The following is a 15,348-nucleotide window of genomic DNA, read 5'->3' on the forward strand; positions in this document are numbered from 1 at the left end:
CACCCCCCCCTCACCCCCCCCCCCGACCTGGCCAAGCACGTCGACAACTTGACCCGCCGCACCGAAGACCTCCGCGACGAAAGCGACCAACGGCGTTCCCACCCCCACACCCCTGACCCGAAACAGGGCCACAGCCCCTGAACGCGCCTCGACACGGGTCACGGACCCCACGCCCCGCGCTGATTCCCTGCGGCTCGGGACTCCCACCGGAAACCACGGAGCAGCTGAGGAGGGTGCGCCTCGCGGCGCCCCTTTGCCTCCCCGTTCGAGGTCGATTACCTCCCCACCGGAGACACGAAAATCTATCTCGGCCGGAGTAGACATTGAGTGGTGGCGTGGTTATGGTTTCTCTCGTAGCCCAGAGAGACAGCAGGGCCTGGCAGAGACGAACTGCCGGCGAGCGGTACCAGCAGTACAGGTAGTTGCAGTTCGCAGGACGGTGCGGCGGTGGAGTTCCGAAGCCAGGGAAGTTGCAGGACGGCGACGGGGCTGACGGCCGGACCGGGTGGCCCGCAGTGATCAGGGGCCGCCGCAGCGGGACCGCGGTCATGGCAGGTGCGGTACCCGCGAGTGCAGTGCGCAGTACCCAGCAGTGAAGTCAGTGAGCGGTACCCCTGGTGAAGGCGTCGGCTGCGGACGCGCGCACCGGGAAGTTCGGCAGTGGGGTTCCAAGCCAGAGCAGACGCAGGACGGGCAACGGGGCTGGCTGCCGAAGAGTGACGCTGTCATAGGTCGCTCAGCAGTTCGCATCACCAGCAGTACGCAGTACGCAGCACCCCGCAGTAAGTAGTTGAACACCGAGGAAGAACGGAGGAACCCGCGCCATCAGGATCGCCCGGGCGGAAGTGTTGAACCCGGGTACCGCAGGACATCGACAGTGAGGTGGTCTCCGGTCAAGCAACCGCGATCCCCGCGCCCCCGACAGCAGTCAGGTCGGGTCCGCGGACACAGAACGCCGGCGCAGTATCAGGGCCGGCAGGTGGTGTAGTAGTTCCTTCGGGGCCCTGGTGCCAGTACGGCACCAGGGCCCCTCCATGCGTTTCCCAGAGAGGTGCAAATGACATCAGATGACTCGTACGGCCGTCTCGACGACGACGACTACCCCGCCTACACGATGGGCCGGGCCGCCGACATGCTCGGCACCACACAAGGATTCCTCCGCGCGATCGGCGAAGCCCGCCTCATCACCCCGCTGCGCTCCGAGGGCGGCCACCGCCGCTACTCCCGCTACCAGCTGCGCATCGCCGCCCGCGCCCGCGAACTCGTCGACCAGGGCACACCGATCGAAGCCGCCTGCCGCATCATCGTCCTGGAAGACCAGCTCGAAGAGGCCCAGCGCATCAACGCCGACTACCGCCGCGCCGCCACATCCGAGGCACCACCCGCCTCGCCTTGAGGTGAGTCCGCCCGCCATCGGCATCGACCGACGGACGCACCCCGGGGGACTGGCGGCGGATCACTCACGAGCGGGCAGAAGCCGCGCGAGGTCCGCCCCCATGAGAGCACTGCGCGTGGGCCGGCAGGTGCCGTATGCCCGGCCGGCGCGGAGCACTGACACGTTCGTTTCGGCACGTTGAGCGTCAGTGCGCGCTGTTGGCGCCGACCAGAGTTCATGTGCGGAATTGCGCATCAGCCGTCGCCGTCCATCGAGACCGCTCCCACTCGGTCCGGGAGATTTCGTACTCGACTTCACCGTGCTCGGAGCCCTCGATCTGCTCCGGCCAGTCCCCGGTGAATCTCCGGAAGAGGGACAGGCCCGACTTTTCCATGACGCGACGGGAGCGGGTGTTGACGGCCATGGTGTTGGCGGTGACCCGCTCGACCTCCAGGTCCGTGAACCCCTTGTGGACCAGGGCCTGGGACCCCTCGGTGGCGTAACCGCGTCCCCATGCCGCCCGGTTCAACCGGTAGCCGAGTTCGACCACGGCAGGGCTGTCCTCCTCCAGGGGCCGGAACTCGAACCAGCCGAGGAAGATACCGGTGTGCGTGGTCAGTGGGCAGCGAGGAAGATCGCGATGTAGTGGGCGGTGAAGGCTGCCACTGTCAACGCGTGGAAGACCTCGTGGAAGCCGAACCAGCGCGGCGAGGGGTTGGGGCGCTGGAGGGCGTAGACGACCGCGCCCGCGCTGTAGAGAAGCCCGCCGATCACGACCAGGGAGACCACGGCCGCCCCGCCGCTGTGCAGGAAGTCGGGCAGGTACCGGACGGGTGCCCAGCCCAGCGCCAGGTAGCAGGGGGTGTACAGCCAGCGGGGAGCTCCGACCCACAGGACGCGGAAGGCGATGCCGACCAGAGCACCCGTCCACACGATCCACAGCAGGACGGACCATTGGTCCGGCGAGAGCAGGAGCACGGCGAGCGGGGTACACGTACCGGCGATGATCAGGAAGATGTTGGAGTGGTCGAGGCGACGCAGAACCGCCTCACCGAGTGGTCCCCAGGTGCCCAGATGGTAGACGGCGCTCGTCCCGAACAGCAGCCAGGCCGTGACGGAGTACACGGTGCAGGCCCACACGGCCTGCGGCGTCCCTGCCAGGCAGATGAGGACGATGCCCGCCGCCAGCGATGCGGGGACCATGCCGGCGTGGAGCCAGCCGCGCAGCCTCGGCTTGATCGGGTCCACCAGATCGGCCACCCGCCCGACCAGGTCCGCCACCGGGCGGGAGTCCTCGGCGGCCCCGTCGCGTGGCGGTCCTGAGGGAAGGTCCGTCGAGTCGCGTCCTCTGACCGTCGGTGGGGAAGAAGAACCGCGGGCTTCGGCGCCGTCTCGGGACACTGCTTCCCGTCCCGGATCGGACTGCTGGGTATCACGGGCAACCATGTGTACATGCTAGGAACCTGCCGTAACGAGGTCCCAGAGACCCACCTCATCACATGTAGCCGGGCGGGTCCGCATCCGGATGTGACTCCCGGGATGGGACACCCCTACCGTGGAGAGACAGGGAACAGACCTGCGGATGGCGCCATGCCCGTCAGCCTCGGATTCCCGGTCCTGGCCGCCGCATCGGCCGGCGTGGCAACGCGGTCCGCGAACAGCGGGCGCGCCAGGGACGCCGCCGGACACCGGCTCCGACCCGCGACGCCCACCCCGGCCGACGGTTCGCCGTTCAGTGGGGTCCGGCCCAGGGAGGTGCCAGACATGGAGCGTAGTCAGGACAGTGCGGCTCAGCCCAAGTCGCGGGGGCGGCGTCTGGCCGACAGTCGTGTGGTGGAGGTCGCGTCCAGGGTCGGGCTCTGTGCCCGGGGAGTGATCTATGTACTGGTGGGGATTCTGGCCGTGCGGATCGGCCTCGGCAGCGACAGCGGCCAGGAGGCCGACCGGTCCGGGGCGGTGGAGACCCTCGGCGAGCAGCCGTTCGGCCAGGCTCTGCTGTGGGCGCTGGTGGTGGGGCTGGCGGCGATGGCGCTGTGGAGGCTGTGCGAGGCGGCGTTCGGGCAGACGGTGGAGGGCGGGGAGAAGTGGTCTCGTCGTCTGGGGTCTTTGGGGATGGCGGTGTTCTACGCCGTGATCTGTGTCGGCGTGGTGCAGACGGCGCTGGTCGGCGGTTCCGCCGGGGGGCGCCCCGGTGACGAGACGTCGAAGGAGTACACCGCCAGGGTGCTTGACCTGCCGGGCGGCCGGGTGATCGTCGGCGTGTTCGGAGCCGTGCTGATCGTCGTGGGCGTGGTGATCCTGGTGCGCAGCCTGATGCGGAAGTTCGAGAAGAATCTCCGCATGGAGGAGATGCGCCCGGCGACGCGGCGGGTCGTCGCGTTCCTGGGCATAGTCGGCGGGGCGGCGTGTGGCGTGGTCGCGGCGGGCGCCGGCCTGTCCGTCCTGCTGGCCGCGGTGCGGTACGACCCCGACCAGGCCAAGGGTCTGGACGAGACACTGCGTTCGTTCGCCGCGACTCCTGCAGGGCCCGCCCTGCTGATCGCCGCCGCCGTGGGCCTCCTGCTGTTCGGCCTGTACTCGTTCTGCGAAGCCCGCTGGCGCAAGGCCGCCGAGCACGGGACTCCGGCGGAACAGCCGACCGGGGCCACAGGCCCAGGACCACGCCCCGGTGCGCCCTAGCACGGGGAACTCGTCCCGGCGGAGAGATCTCACCTCAGGGCTCCCCGCCGTTCTGGAGGCGGCCGGTCGCAGGGGCTCTACCGCGACGGTGCCGCAGGAGCGGAAGCCCACCAGGTCGAGGGCGCCGCGACGGTGTAACCCAGCGACTCGTACAGCGGCCGGCCCAGCTTCGACGCGGTGAGGGTGACCGGCAGGTCCGTCAGGTGGGCGAGGGCGCCGAGCATGACGGCCCGCCCGACGCCACGCGACCGGAATGCCGACGACACAGCGACCCAGTAGTGGCTGCCGACGCCGTCGTCCACGACGCTGACGCAGGCTCCCGCGGCCACCCCGTCGCGCGAGGCGACGAACACGTCCACGCCGGGCTGCCCGATCAGCGTCATCGGGAAGAGCTCGCCGGGGCGGTAGGGCTCGAATCCGGCCAGCTCGAAGCCCTCGATCACGATCCGCTCAGCCGCCCGGAGGTCCTCGGGCCGCCGCACCCGGATCACGTCCAGCGCCGGTTCGCCGACGGGCCCGGGCGGGCGCAGCATGACCGGCATCTGCCAGCTGCGCATGCCCAGCTGGCCCAGGTCGGTCGAGCTGAACGGATCCTCGGCGTTCACGGGGCCCGTGGCCCGGCGAACCAGCTCGCTCAACTCGGCCAGTTCGCCCGGGTCGAGGTCGGACTGCTGGATCAGGACCCGCAGGCCGGCACGCTCGCCGCCGTCGACCGCGACGAATCCGCGGCGCCGGATCACCTCGTGCCCCCGGCTTCGGCCGGTCGCGATCCAGAAGGCGGCGGAGTTACGGGCCTGACGCATCGGCGCATCGGTCAGGGCGACAAAGGCGGGCCGGCCGGTCGATCTTGTTGTCATCACGCCTACGGTAGTGCGCAGTTGACCCCGTCACACAGGCCAATTCGATGCGAGCCGAGTGGGCCACCCGGCGGGCACGAGCGGCTCCGTGCCGTGCCGGCGTCGAGCGTCTGCCGACGGCCTGCGGATGTCGCGGCGGGCCGGCCTCCGAGACGCCGCACTCTCAGTGAATGAATATCTATGTCCGCCGCCTCAGAATTTAGCGGCCCCGGCGATGAGAGTTTTTGTCGGCACCACGCAGGGCAAAATATTCTACGCACAAATATCTCGACAGCGTGCTACTGTCGAAGTCAGTTGCAGTTTTGGTACCCGAAAATCTTCAAGCGCCTTCGGCCGGTCACGCGCCGCTCGGAAGCGCTTTATTTCCGGTCATTTTCCGGGCAGGGCATCATCGCGGCGACACGGCGTCCGTACGGTACGGACACCGGCGTACTGCCCCAAAGGAGACATGACATGGCTACTGGCACTGTGAAGTGGTTCAACGCGGAAAAGGGCTTCGGCTTCATCGAGCAGGACGGTGGCGGCGCCGACGTGTTCGCCCACTTCTCGAACATCGCCGCCCAGGGCTTCCGCGAGCTGCAGGAAGGCCAGAAGGTGAGCTTCGACATCGCGCAGGGCCAGAAGGGCCCGACGGCCGAGAACATCGTCACCGCCTGACGCTGACGTACCACTCGTAGCTGGGGCCCGCATCCCTCGGGGTGCGGGCCCCAGCTGCATGCATTTCACAGCTTTTCGCCCGCGCCCGCGCCCGCGCCTGCGCCCTGTGCCACCTGCAGCTCTTCTCTCGCCCGCTTGGGCGCCGGCCATTCTCCGCCCGAGAAAGCTGCTCTTTCATATTTCATTCGGCCCGTGCCTGTGATTCCCAGCGCTGTTCATCCGCTGCCGGAATTCCTCGATACGCGCCGTATCAAGGAAGGTTCTGCATGAACCCCACACGCACGAACAGCCGTTCCTCCCGTGCCCGCCGCGACGGCGGCAGCCACGCGTACGGCTCCCCCGCCAGTTCGGGTCGGGGCGGTCGCTTCGGTTCGTCCGCCCCGAAGCGCTCAGGCGGCCCCAGCCGCTCGGGCAGCCACGGCCGTCGGTCCGCCGCGGTGCAGGGAGAGTTCGCACTGCCCAAGACGATCACTCCCGCGCTGCCCGCCGTCGAGGCGTTCGCCGACCTCGACATGCCCGGCGAGCTCCTGGCCGCGCTCACCGCGCAGGGCGTCTCCGTGCCGTTCCCGATCCAGGGGGCGACCCTGCCGAACTCCCTGGCGGGCCGCGACGTCCTCGGCCGCGGCCGGACCGGCTCCGGCAAGACCCTCGCCTTCGGGCTGGCCCTGCTGGCCCGCACGGCCGGCCGGCGCGCCGAGCCGCGACGGCCACTGGCCCTGGTCCTGGTCCCCACCAGGGAACTCGCCCAGCAGGTCACCGACGCCCTCACCCCCTACGCCCGCGCCATGAAGCTGCGCCTGGCCACCGTCGTCGGCGGGATGCCGATCGGCAGGCAGGCGGCCGCACTGCGGGGTGGCGCGGAAGTCGTCGTGGCCACCCCCGGCCGCCTCAAGGACCTGATCGACCGCGGTGACTGCGGGCTGAACGAGGTCGCGATCACCGTCCTCGACGAGGCCGACCAGATGGCCGACATGGGCTTCATGCCGCAGGTCACCGCGCTCCTGGACCTGGTTCGCCCCGAGGGCCAGCGCATGCTGTTCTCCGCGACCCTGGACCGTAACGTCGACCTCCTGGTCCGCCGCTACCTCACCGACCCCGTCGTCCACTCCGTGGACCCCTCACAGGGCGCGGTCACCACGATGGAGCACCACGTCCTGCACGTGCACGGCGCCGACAAGCCCCGGCTGACGACGGAGATCGCGGCGCGCGACGGCCGGGTGATCATGTTCCTGGACACCAAGCACGCCGTGGACCGCCTCACCCAGGACCTGCTCGACTGCGGTGTCCGGGCCGCCGGCCTCCACGGCGGGAAGACACAGCCGCAGCGCACCCGCACCCTCGCCCGGTTCAAGACGGGGCACGTCACCGTCCTCGTCGCGACGAACGTCGCGGCCCGCGGCATCCACGTCGACAACCTCGACCTCGTCGTCAACGTCGACCCGCCCACCGACCACAAGGACTACCTCCACCGCGGCGGCCGCACCGCGCGAGCCGGCGAGTCCGGCAGCGTCGTCACCCTCGTGACCCCCAACCAGCGCCGCGACATGGCTCGGCTCATGACGGCCGCCGGCATCGTGCCCCAGACCACCCAGGTCCGCTCCGGTGAGGAGGCGCTGCGCAGGATCACCGGCGCCCAGACCCCTTCCGGCATCCCCGTGACGATCACCGCACCGCCGGCCGAACAGCGCAAGCGCGGCACGACCTCCCGCGGCCGGCGTAGTTCCGCTTCAGCCGCCCGGCGGCGTACCGGCGTCGGCACGGCGGCCTGACACCGCGTGATTCGGCGGCTGACCCATCTCTGCAGGAGGCATGTTGTGACGCTGTTCCCGATGCACCCCGGCCCGGCGGGCTCCGTCCGCCTGCACAGGACGGAGGCCGACGCCGTGGACACGGCCGGACCGCGGGTCTGTGACGACATGACCGTCGAGGTGGCACTGTCCGTCATGGTCGGCGCCCGTACCGGGCACCTTCTCGTCTGCGACCACGACGGCGTGCGCACCGGGCTGGTCACCGAGGCTCAACTCGCCGCCGTCCGCGACAGCCCCGCCTACACGGACCGGCTCCAGCTGCGCGACATCCCCGGTGTCCCCGCCCTCGTCCGTGCCTGAACCGCCTCTCCACGCCGGAACCATCCCTTCCTCTCCCTGTGAGGCATCGTGCGCTGTGTCATCGCCCGCTTCCCCTTCGAGCTCACCAAGAGCGGCGTCCTGGACTCCATGAAGGGCGTCAAGCCCGAGGAGGTCGTCGGGGAGTCCGTGATCATCGGTCGCCGCACCTACCCCGTCAAGCAGGTCGGCCAAGTCATCACCCGCCAGGACCGGCGCGATTTCAGCGCCGACGAGGTCTTCCGGGCCATGACCAAGCTGGGCTTCACCTGCCGCGGCCTTCCGCAGGCCGCCGCGCCCACCCGCGCCGCCGACCCGTTCCAGCACGCCTCCGCGATGCTCGGCACCCCGACGGCATCATGACCGTGGCCCGCTGAAGAGCGTGAGCTGACACCCGAATACCGCAGAGGGCCCGACCGGAATGCCGGTCGGGCCCTCCGTGGTACCGGCGGGTTGCCCCACGCGGCGCGAGGCCGGCGACCCGACCCCGCCACCGACCGGGTCGGCAGGTGGTGTAGTAGTTCCTTCGGGCCCTGGTGCCGTACGGCACCAGGGCCCTCGACACGTTCCACGAAAGAGGTGCCAATGACAGCAGATGACTCCTACGACCGTCTCGACGACGACGACTACCCCGCCTACACCATGGGCCGGGCAGCGGAGATGCTCGGCACCAGCCAGAGCTTCCTGCGCGCGATCGGCGAAGCCCGCCTCATCAACCCGCTGCGCTCCGAGGGCGGCCACCGCCGCTACTCCCGCTACCAGCTGCGCATCGCCGCCCGCGCCCGTGAACTCGTCGACCAGGGCACGCCCATCGAGGCCGCCTGCCGCATCATCATTCTCGAGGACCAGCTCGAAGAGGCGCAGCGCATCAACGCCGAATACCGCCGCGCCGCCGACGCGGCGCATCCGCCTTCCGCGGACTGAGACGGCGCACGCCCGCCGGACACCGGCGGGCGGCAGGCACGCGCGGTGGCGTTTCCGCCGACCCGGGACGGAGCGGGCAACACGCCGCCGGGCTTTACGGAGCCCCAGGTCGGCGAGCTGCGGGAGCGGCCGCTACGGGGTCACGATCGGAAACGCGGGGTCGGGCTTCGAGCGGTACGAGAAGAGCCTGGCCAGGAGGGACGGGTCGCCCTCGGTGCCGATGCCGAGTTCCTCGGTGGTCCTTCCGGCGAGCAGGCCGAGGAGTTGGGCCTTGGCGAGGGTGAGGGTGAGCCCGGCGGGGGTGCGGGGCGTGCCGGTGATCGCCCGGTGGGTGAGGGCGCCGTTCTTCAGGGTGAGCCGGTGCCGGATGCCCGCTCCCGCGGGTCCCTCGGTCACGACCAGGTCGATGACGAGCTCGTCGTCCCAGGCGCGTGGGCCGTCGATCGTGATGGCGATCGAGTCGATCAGCATGGGGACGGTGAGCGCCATCGCCATCTCGGGGTTGGTCACGTCGACCATGTCCCCGGTCACGCCCTCCCGCAGCTCCTGGGCGCCGCGCAGGTAGAAGTTGCGCCAGGTGGCGTTCTCGGCGCCGAAGCCGAGCGTCTCGTACACGCCGGCGAGGGTCTCCTTCGCCTCCCGGTCCTCCGGGTCGGCGAAGACCAGGTGGTTCAGGAGGGTCGCGGCGAACCGCAGGTCGCCGTCCTCGGCGTACGTCCGGGCCTTGGCGAGGGCGGCGGACGGGCCGCCGGCCAGTTCGACGTAGCGGGTGCCGAGTTCGGCCGGCGGGTGCTCCCACAAGTGGGCCGGGTTGCCGTCGTACCATCCGAGGTAGCGCTGGTAGACCGCCTTGGTGTTGTGGTTGAGGGAGCCGTAGTAGCCGCGCGCGTGCCAGGACTTGGCCAGGGCGGGCGGCAGCTCGATCCGCTCGGCGATCTCGACGCCCGTGTACCCCTCGTTGAGCAGACGGAGGGTCTGGTCGTGCATGTACGCGTACAGGTCCCGCTGGCCGGACAGGAATTCCACGACGTTGTCGTGCCCCCAGGTGGGCCAGTGGTGGGAGGCGAAGGCCACGTCGTACCGCCCGTGGAAGTACTCGATCGCCTCGTCCAGGTAGTGCGCCCAGATCCGGGCGTCACGGACGACGGCGCCGCGCAGGGTGAGCACGTTGTGCATGTTGTGCGTGGCGTTCTCGGCGAGGCAGAGGGCGCGGTGGTCGGGGAAGAGGAAGTTCATCTCGGCCGGTGCCTCGGTGCCCGGTGTGAGCTGGAAGACGATCCGCACCCCGTCGACCGTCTCCTCCTGGCCCGTCCCGGAGATGTCCACGGTCGGCGGGACGAGGCTGATGGTGCCGGTGGACGTGCCGGCGCCGAGGCCCACGCCGATCTGCCCGTCCGGGGCCTTGGGGAGGCCGACGCCGTACATGAAGGCGGCCCGGCGGGTCATGGCGGTGCCCGCGTACACGTTCTCGCTGACCGCGTGCTCCAGGAATCCGGCGGGTGCGAGGACCGGCACGTTCTCCTCGGTGCCGTGCGGGAGGACACCGCGGACACCGCCGAAGTGGTCGCCGTGCGAGTGGGTGTAGATCACTCCGGTGACGGGCCGGTCACCGCGGTGCTCCTTGTAGAGCGCGAGGGCGGCGGCGGCCGTCTCGGTGGAGATCAGCGGGTCGATGACGATCACGCCGCGCTCGCCCTCGACGAGCGTCATGTTGGAGATGTCCAGGCCACGGACCTGGTAGATGCCCTCGGTCACCTCGTAAAGGCCCTGCCGGACGCAGAGTTGGGCCTGTCGCCACAGACTGGGGTGCGCGGTGTCCGGGCAGTCCCCGTCGAGGAAGGCGTACGCGTCGTTGTCCCAGATCACCCGGCCGTCGTCGCTCTTCACCATGCCTGGGACGAGGGAGCCGACGTACCCGCGGTCGGCGTTGTCGAAGTCGGTCGTGTCCTCGAAGGAGGGCAGGGTGTCCGTCATGGTCCCGGTGCTCCGTTCCGCGCACTCGTCCAGTCTGTCGACCCATCTGACCATCGGCCGCGAACCCTCGCACATCGGACGGAGGTCGTAGGTCGGGGCGGCCGTACGAGGTCCGGGGAGAGCGCCGCCCCACCTGCCGTTCCGCCCCCGCGGCGCCTAGGATCGCGGGCATGGCGCTGATCATGAGTGACGTGGACCGGTTCGAGGCTGCCAGGCCCCGGCTGGAGGCCATCGCCTACCGGCTGCTCGGCTCGGCGAGCGAGGCGGAGGACGCCGTGCAGGAGACGTTTCTGCGGTGGCACGCGGCGGACCGGGAGCGGATCGAGACGCCCGAGGCGTGGCTGACCAAGGTGCTCACCAATCTCTGCCTCAACCAGCTCACCTCCGCACGGGTCCGGCGGGAGACCTATGTCGGACAGTGGCTGCCGGAGCCGGTGCTCGCCGGGGACCGGATGCTCGGGCCGGCCGACACCGCCGAGCAGCGCGAGTCGGTCTCCCTCGCGATGCTCACCCTGATGGAGCGGCTGTCGCCCAACGAGCGTGCGGTGTACGTGCTGCGCGAGGCCTTCGGGTACGCGCACCGCGAGATCGCGGAGATCCTCGACCTCACCGAGTCGAACTGCCAGCAGATCCACCGGCGCGCGAAGCAGCACCTCGCCACCGACCGGGCCCGTACCGAGGTCGACGCGGTCGCCGCGCGGAAGGTCGTCGAGGAGTTCCTCGCCGCGGCGCTCAGCGGCGACACCGAGCCGCTGGTCCGGCTGCTCACCCACGACGCGGTCGGCGTGGCCGACGGTGGCGCCAAGGTGCCGGCCCGCAGGACCCCGGTCGTCGGCGCGCTCGGCATCGCGCGCTACCTGCGGGGGCTGTTCCGGCCGAGCGCCGCCAAGCGGACCATCGCCGGCGGCGACCCCGAGCTCCACGCCGCCGTCGTCAACGGCTGTCCCGCCGTGCTGGTCTCGATCGGCGAGCGGATCGCCGGGGTCATCTGCCTGGAAGCGACGCCGGACGGCGTCGTCGCGGTCCATCTCCAGGTCAACCCCGACAAGTTGGAGCGCATCGCCCGTCAGTGGGCGGCCTGCGGCCCCCATCGTCCGCTCAGGGCGCTGTGGTGACCCACGTCACATTGGATTCCTGTCAGGGATCGCGTGGCTGTCCGGTTCAGGAGGTGAGTCCAACCGGACAGGGAGCCAGGGAGCCAGCCATGAAGCACCGCATCGTTGTCCTCGGAGCCGGATACGCCGGAGCGATCGCCGCCGGTCGCCTCGCCAAGCGGCTGCACCGCGACGACGTCGAGATCACCCTCGTCAACGGCGAGTCCGAGTTCGTCGAGCGGGTCCGTCTGCACCAGCTCGCCAGCGGACAGGATCTGCCGAGCCGCCCGCTGCGCGACGTGTTCGCGGGAACGGGCGTGGAGCTCCGGTCGGCGTGGGTCACCGCCGTCGACGCGGACCGCAGGACCGTGGAACTCAACGGCGAGCACGGCGCCGAGACCCTCGGCTACGACACCCTCGTGTACGCCCTGGGGAGCACCGCCGGCGCCCTCGGCGTCCCCGGTGTCGCCGAGCACGCCCACGGCGTCGCCGGGAAGGGCGACGCGCTGCGGCTGCGGGCGCGCCTCGGCGAGCTGGGGCCGGGCGGGACCGTGCTGATCGTCGGCGGCGGCCTCACCGGCATCGAGGCGGCCACCGAGATCGCCGAGGCCCGCCCGGACCTGAAGGTCGCCCTCGCCGCCCGCGGCGGTGTCGGCGACTGGCTCAGCGACAAGGCCCGGCACCACCTGCGGACCGTCTTCGACCGGCTCGGCATCACGGTCCACGAGGGCGCCGACATCGCCCGCGTCGAGGCGCACAGCGTCGTCACCGGTGAAGGGCGGGAGATCCCGGCCGAGTTGACCGTGTGGACCGCGGGTTTCGCCGTGCACCCGATCGCCGCCGCCACGACCCTGGAGGTGTCCGACACCGGACGGATCGTCGTCGACGCCACCATGCGCTCGGTCTCCCACCCCGACGTGTACGCCGTCGGTGACGCCGCACTCGCCGAAGGACCGGGGGGCAGGCCGCTGCGGATGTCCTGCGCCACGGCGAGCCCGATGGCCTGGCAGGCCGCCGACTCCCTCGCCGCGCGTCTGACCGGCCGCAAGGTTCCCGAGAACACGATCGGCTACGCCGCGCAGTGCATCAGCCTCGGACGCCGTGACGCCATCTTCCAGAAGGTGACCCACGAGGACGAGGTCACGTCGAAGGTCGTCACGGGCCGGGCCGGCGCCCGCATCAAGGAGTTCATCTGCGCGGGCGCGGCCTGGAGCATCTCCCACCCGACGATGATGATGCCGAGCCGCCGTCGCCGCCTCACGGCGACCGCCCAGCCGGCCGCGCCCCGCCTCGCCACCCGGTGAGGCGGCGGGCGACACGGCCCGCCGCGCCCCGCCTCGCCACCCGGGGAGGCGGCGGGCGACACCCGCTCGCTCGTCCGCCGGGGGGACGGGGCCGCGCCCACCCGCCTCATTCCGTCCAGGGCTGGAGCTTCTCCGGGTTGCGGACCGCCCAGATGTGCGTGATCCGGTCGTCCGCGAGGGCGAACGCCGCCACCGTCACGGTCGTGCCGCCGCGCCGGGCCACCAGACCGGGGCGGCCGTTGACCGAGCGGACCTGGAGCGTCATGCCGGGCGCCATGTCGCCGATCGCGACGATGTAGCGGGCGATCTCCGCGGCACCGGTGATCGGGCGGAGCGCCGCGCCGACCAGGCCGCCGCCGTCGACGACCACCGTGGCGTCGGGATTGAGCAGGCCGACGAGGGCCGCTATGTCCTGGGCCTCCCACGCCTGCTTGAAGTCCTTGATGACACGCGCCTGCAGGCCGGTCGGCAGCTCCGGCGCCCGGGCGGCCCGGACACGCCGCCGGGCCGACGAGGCCAGCTGCCGGCATGCCGCGGGGGTGCGGCCGACGATCGTGGCCAGTTCGGTGAAGGGGTACCGGAAGACGTCGTGCAGGATGAACGCGACCCGCTCGGCCGGGGTCATGGATTCGAGGACGACGAGGAAGGCCATGTCGACCGACTCGTCGAGGGCGATCCGGTCGGCGGGGTCGGTCCCGCCGTCGCCCGGCGGGCCGTTCAGCCACTCCGTCGTCCCGGGCAGCGGCTCCGGGATCCATTCGCCCACGTAGCGCTCGCGCCGCGCCCGCGCCGAGCCGAGGACGTCCAGGCAGATACGGCCGACCACCGTCGTCAGCCAGGCACCGGGCGCCTCGACGGCCTCCTGCTGCGGGCCGGACATCGCGTACCAGCGGGCGAAGGCCTCCTGAACGGCGTCCTCCGCCTCGGCCAGGGAGCCGAGCAGCCGGTAGGCGACATTGATCAACTGCCGGTACTCGCCCTCGGGCCGGGCGGCCGTGGGCGCGAGCCCGCGTTCTGGTTCCGTACGGCTGCCGTTCATGGTGGTGGTGTCCCCCTTCGTTCGACCCGCGCTCGCCACGATCGGTGAGACGCGCATCACTCCGTAACCCGGTACAGCACCTCACATTCTCGCGGGCTGCGTCGTCGGACTGCCGAGAGAGCGACCGGCAGCGGAAGGACGGGATCATCATGGTCACGCGGACGACAGCGGAGACGGCGTCGATGACGACGGCGGGCACGGCATCGGCGGTGGCGGGGCGGCGCGGCGGCCGGTTCGCGGGGTTCGTGCGCGTCTCGATCGGCCTGCAGACGGCGAGCATCTTCTTCCAGGCCGTCACGGCCGGTACGGCGCTGACCTCACAGGTCGGATCGACCATGCACGACCTCGGGTCCAAGGGCACGTACGCGATGTCGATGCTGTACCTGCTCGCCGCGGTCCTGGCGTGGCGGCCGGGCGGCGGCGCGGCCCGGCCGGCCCTCTACGCGACCGGTTTCCTGCTCCTCGGGACCCTTCAGGTGGTGTTGGGCGTCAACCATGTGATGGGCGTTCATGTACCGCTGGGTGTGCTGATGTTCGGCCTCAGCCTGCTCGATCTGGGGCGGGTCGCGCTCCAGCGGACGCGTCCGACGGCGGAGGCCGCCTAGGCGGACTCCCCCTCCTGAGGCAGGGCCGCACGCACGACGGCCGCGGCCGCCCGCGCCGCGGCAGTCACCGGAGCGGTGCTGCGTGCGGCACGGCCCAGCATGAACGCGCCCTCCAGCAGGGCAATCACCGAGCTCGCGGTCTCGTGCGCCGCGGGCTCGGCGATGCCTCCGGCCCGGTAGAAGGCGGCGAGGCCGTCCGTCCAGCTCGCGAACACCTCGGCCGTGGCGACGCGCAGCGGTTCATGGGTACTGGCCACCTCCAGCGCGACGGTGGCGATCGGGCACGGGTCCGCGAAGTCGAGCTCGCGCAGGGTCTCCGCCGCGGCCATGAACGCGTCGCTGGTGACGGCGGCCATGTCCGGGGCCGGGGCCGTGCCCGCGGCCATGTCCGGGGCCGTGCCCTTGGCCGCGTCCTCGGCCATGTCCGTGTCCGGGGCCGCGTCCGCTCCTCCGGGGGCGGTGGGGGTCGGGAAGAGTTCGGCGATCAGCCCCAGGTAGGCCGCACCCGACGTCCGGACCACCTCCTCGCCGAGCTGCGCCTTGCCCCCGGGGAAGAAGTGGTACGCGGAGCCGTACGGGGCGTCCGCCGCCGCGACGATCTGTTTCATACCGCTGGCCGCGTAGCCCTGGCGCCGGAAAAGCTCGGTCGCGGCGGTGACGATGCGCTGCCTGGTGTCGCCCGTGGTCCTCACACTCGACAGTCTCTCACTAGATCGGTCTATCTAGTGAGAGCCA

Annotated in this window: 14 protein-coding genes and 2 pseudogenes; 10 read left to right on the forward strand and 6 right to left on the reverse strand. The window is 71.0% G+C overall.

Translation table 11 applies throughout. The annotated features are described in order from the left end of the window. Positions 1–1,057 precede the first annotated feature (1,057 nt). Positions 1,058–1,396 (forward strand): MerR family transcriptional regulator, encoded by a 339-nt coding sequence (locus AOK00_RS00520; protein WP_055598343.1) that lies wholly within the window; start codon positions 1,058–1,060, stop codon positions 1,394–1,396. 214 nt (positions 1,397–1,610) lie between these two features. Here AOK00_RS00520 and AOK00_RS00525 read toward each other — a convergent pair. Further along, positions 1,611–1,982: pseudogene (locus tag AOK00_RS00525) on the reverse strand (GNAT family N-acetyltransferase); the annotation flags it as partial. Positions 1,983–1,990: 8 nt separating this feature from the next. Further along, the gene (trhA, locus tag AOK00_RS00530; protein WP_173861478.1) at positions 1,991–2,821 is read right to left on the reverse strand and encodes a PAQR family membrane homeostasis protein TrhA; all 831 of its coding nucleotides are present in this window, start codon (positions 2,819–2,821) and stop codon (positions 1,991–1,993) included. Between the two features lie 318 nt (positions 2,822–3,139). Between trhA and AOK00_RS00535 the strand changes: the two genes are divergently transcribed. After that, positions 3,140–4,054: a DUF1206 domain-containing protein gene (locus tag AOK00_RS00535; RefSeq protein WP_055598344.1), complete on the forward strand. Its 915-nt coding sequence runs from the start codon at positions 3,140–3,142 to the stop codon at positions 4,052–4,054. Between the two features lie 77 nt (positions 4,055–4,131). Here the strand turns inward: AOK00_RS00535 and AOK00_RS00540 are convergent, their stop codons facing one another. Further along, on the reverse strand, positions 4,132–4,911 hold the full coding sequence (locus AOK00_RS00540; protein WP_055598345.1) for a GNAT family N-acetyltransferase: 780 nt from the start codon (positions 4,909–4,911) through the stop codon (positions 4,132–4,134). Positions 4,912–5,364: 453 nt separating this feature from the next. Here AOK00_RS00540 and AOK00_RS00545 point away from each other — a divergent pair, with 453 nt between their 5' ends. The 5 genes and pseudogenes from AOK00_RS00545 (at position 5,365) to AOK00_RS00565 (ending at position 8,597) form a co-directional block, all read left to right on the forward strand. Next, the gene (locus AOK00_RS00545) at positions 5,365–5,568 is read left to right on the forward strand and encodes a cold-shock protein (RefSeq protein WP_030036716.1); all 204 of its coding nucleotides are present in this window, start codon (positions 5,365–5,367) and stop codon (positions 5,566–5,568) included. 266 nt (positions 5,569–5,834) lie between these two features. Further along, the gene (locus AOK00_RS00550; protein ID WP_055598346.1) at positions 5,835–7,337 is read left to right on the forward strand and encodes a DEAD/DEAH box helicase; all 1,503 of its coding nucleotides are present in this window, start codon (positions 5,835–5,837) and stop codon (positions 7,335–7,337) included. A gap of 60 nt (positions 7,338–7,397) precedes the next feature. Then, positions 7,398–7,652 (forward strand): annotated as a pseudogene (locus AOK00_RS00555) (CBS domain-containing protein); the annotation flags it as partial. A 72-nt stretch (positions 7,653–7,724) separates the two neighbouring features. Beyond that, the gene (locus AOK00_RS00560; protein WP_055598348.1) at positions 7,725–8,036 is read left to right on the forward strand and encodes an SCO5918 family protein; all 312 of its coding nucleotides are present in this window, start codon (positions 7,725–7,727) and stop codon (positions 8,034–8,036) included. A 222-nt stretch (positions 8,037–8,258) separates the two neighbouring features. Continuing rightward, positions 8,259–8,597 (forward strand): MerR family transcriptional regulator, encoded by a 339-nt coding sequence (locus tag AOK00_RS00565; RefSeq protein ID WP_055598349.1) that lies wholly within the window; start codon positions 8,259–8,261, stop codon positions 8,595–8,597. 132 nt (positions 8,598–8,729) lie between these two features. Here AOK00_RS00565 and AOK00_RS00570 read toward each other — a convergent pair whose 3' ends face one another. Then, positions 8,730–10,571: an alkyl/aryl-sulfatase gene (locus AOK00_RS00570; RefSeq protein WP_055598350.1), complete on the reverse strand. Its 1,842-nt coding sequence runs from the start codon at positions 10,569–10,571 to the stop codon at positions 8,730–8,732. Positions 10,572–10,741: 170 nt separating this feature from the next. Between AOK00_RS00570 and AOK00_RS00575 the strand changes: the two genes are divergently transcribed. Together AOK00_RS00575 and AOK00_RS00580 are read left to right on the forward strand one after the other, a co-directional pair. After that, positions 10,742–11,686 carry an RNA polymerase sigma-70 factor gene (locus tag AOK00_RS00575; protein WP_055598351.1) on the forward strand — a complete coding sequence of 315 codons (945 nt, stop codon included), beginning with the start codon at positions 10,742–10,744 and terminating at the stop codon, positions 11,684–11,686. 89 nt (positions 11,687–11,775) lie between these two features. Beyond that, complete coding sequence (locus tag AOK00_RS00580; protein WP_055598352.1) at positions 11,776–12,969, forward strand: NAD(P)/FAD-dependent oxidoreductase; 1,194 nt, start codon at positions 11,776–11,778, stop codon at positions 12,967–12,969. Positions 12,970–13,075: 106 nt separating this feature from the next. Here AOK00_RS00580 and sigJ read toward each other — a convergent pair whose 3' ends face one another. Beyond that, entirely contained in the window at positions 13,076–14,008 is a 933-nt protein-coding gene (gene sigJ / locus AOK00_RS00585) for an RNA polymerase sigma factor SigJ (RefSeq protein ID WP_055598370.1), read from the reverse strand. Between the two features lie 149 nt (positions 14,009–14,157). Between sigJ and AOK00_RS00590 the strand changes: the two genes are divergently transcribed. Then, positions 14,158–14,613, forward strand: a complete 456-nt coding sequence (locus AOK00_RS00590) for a hypothetical protein (protein WP_437441370.1) — start codon at positions 14,158–14,160, stop codon at positions 14,611–14,613. Here the strand turns inward: AOK00_RS00590 and AOK00_RS00595 are convergent. Then, the gene (locus AOK00_RS00595) at positions 14,610–15,305 is read right to left on the reverse strand and encodes a TetR/AcrR family transcriptional regulator (protein WP_055598353.1); all 696 of its coding nucleotides are present in this window, start codon (positions 15,303–15,305) and stop codon (positions 14,610–14,612) included. The genes AOK00_RS00590 and AOK00_RS00595 overlap by 4 nt on opposite strands. Positions 15,306–15,348: the final 43 nt, after the last annotated feature.

The sequence above is a fragment of the Streptomyces aureus genome, assembly GCF_001418135.1.
In the GTDB taxonomy this organism is placed as follows: domain Bacteria; phylum Actinomycetota; class Actinomycetes; order Streptomycetales; family Streptomycetaceae; genus Streptomyces; species Streptomyces aureus_A.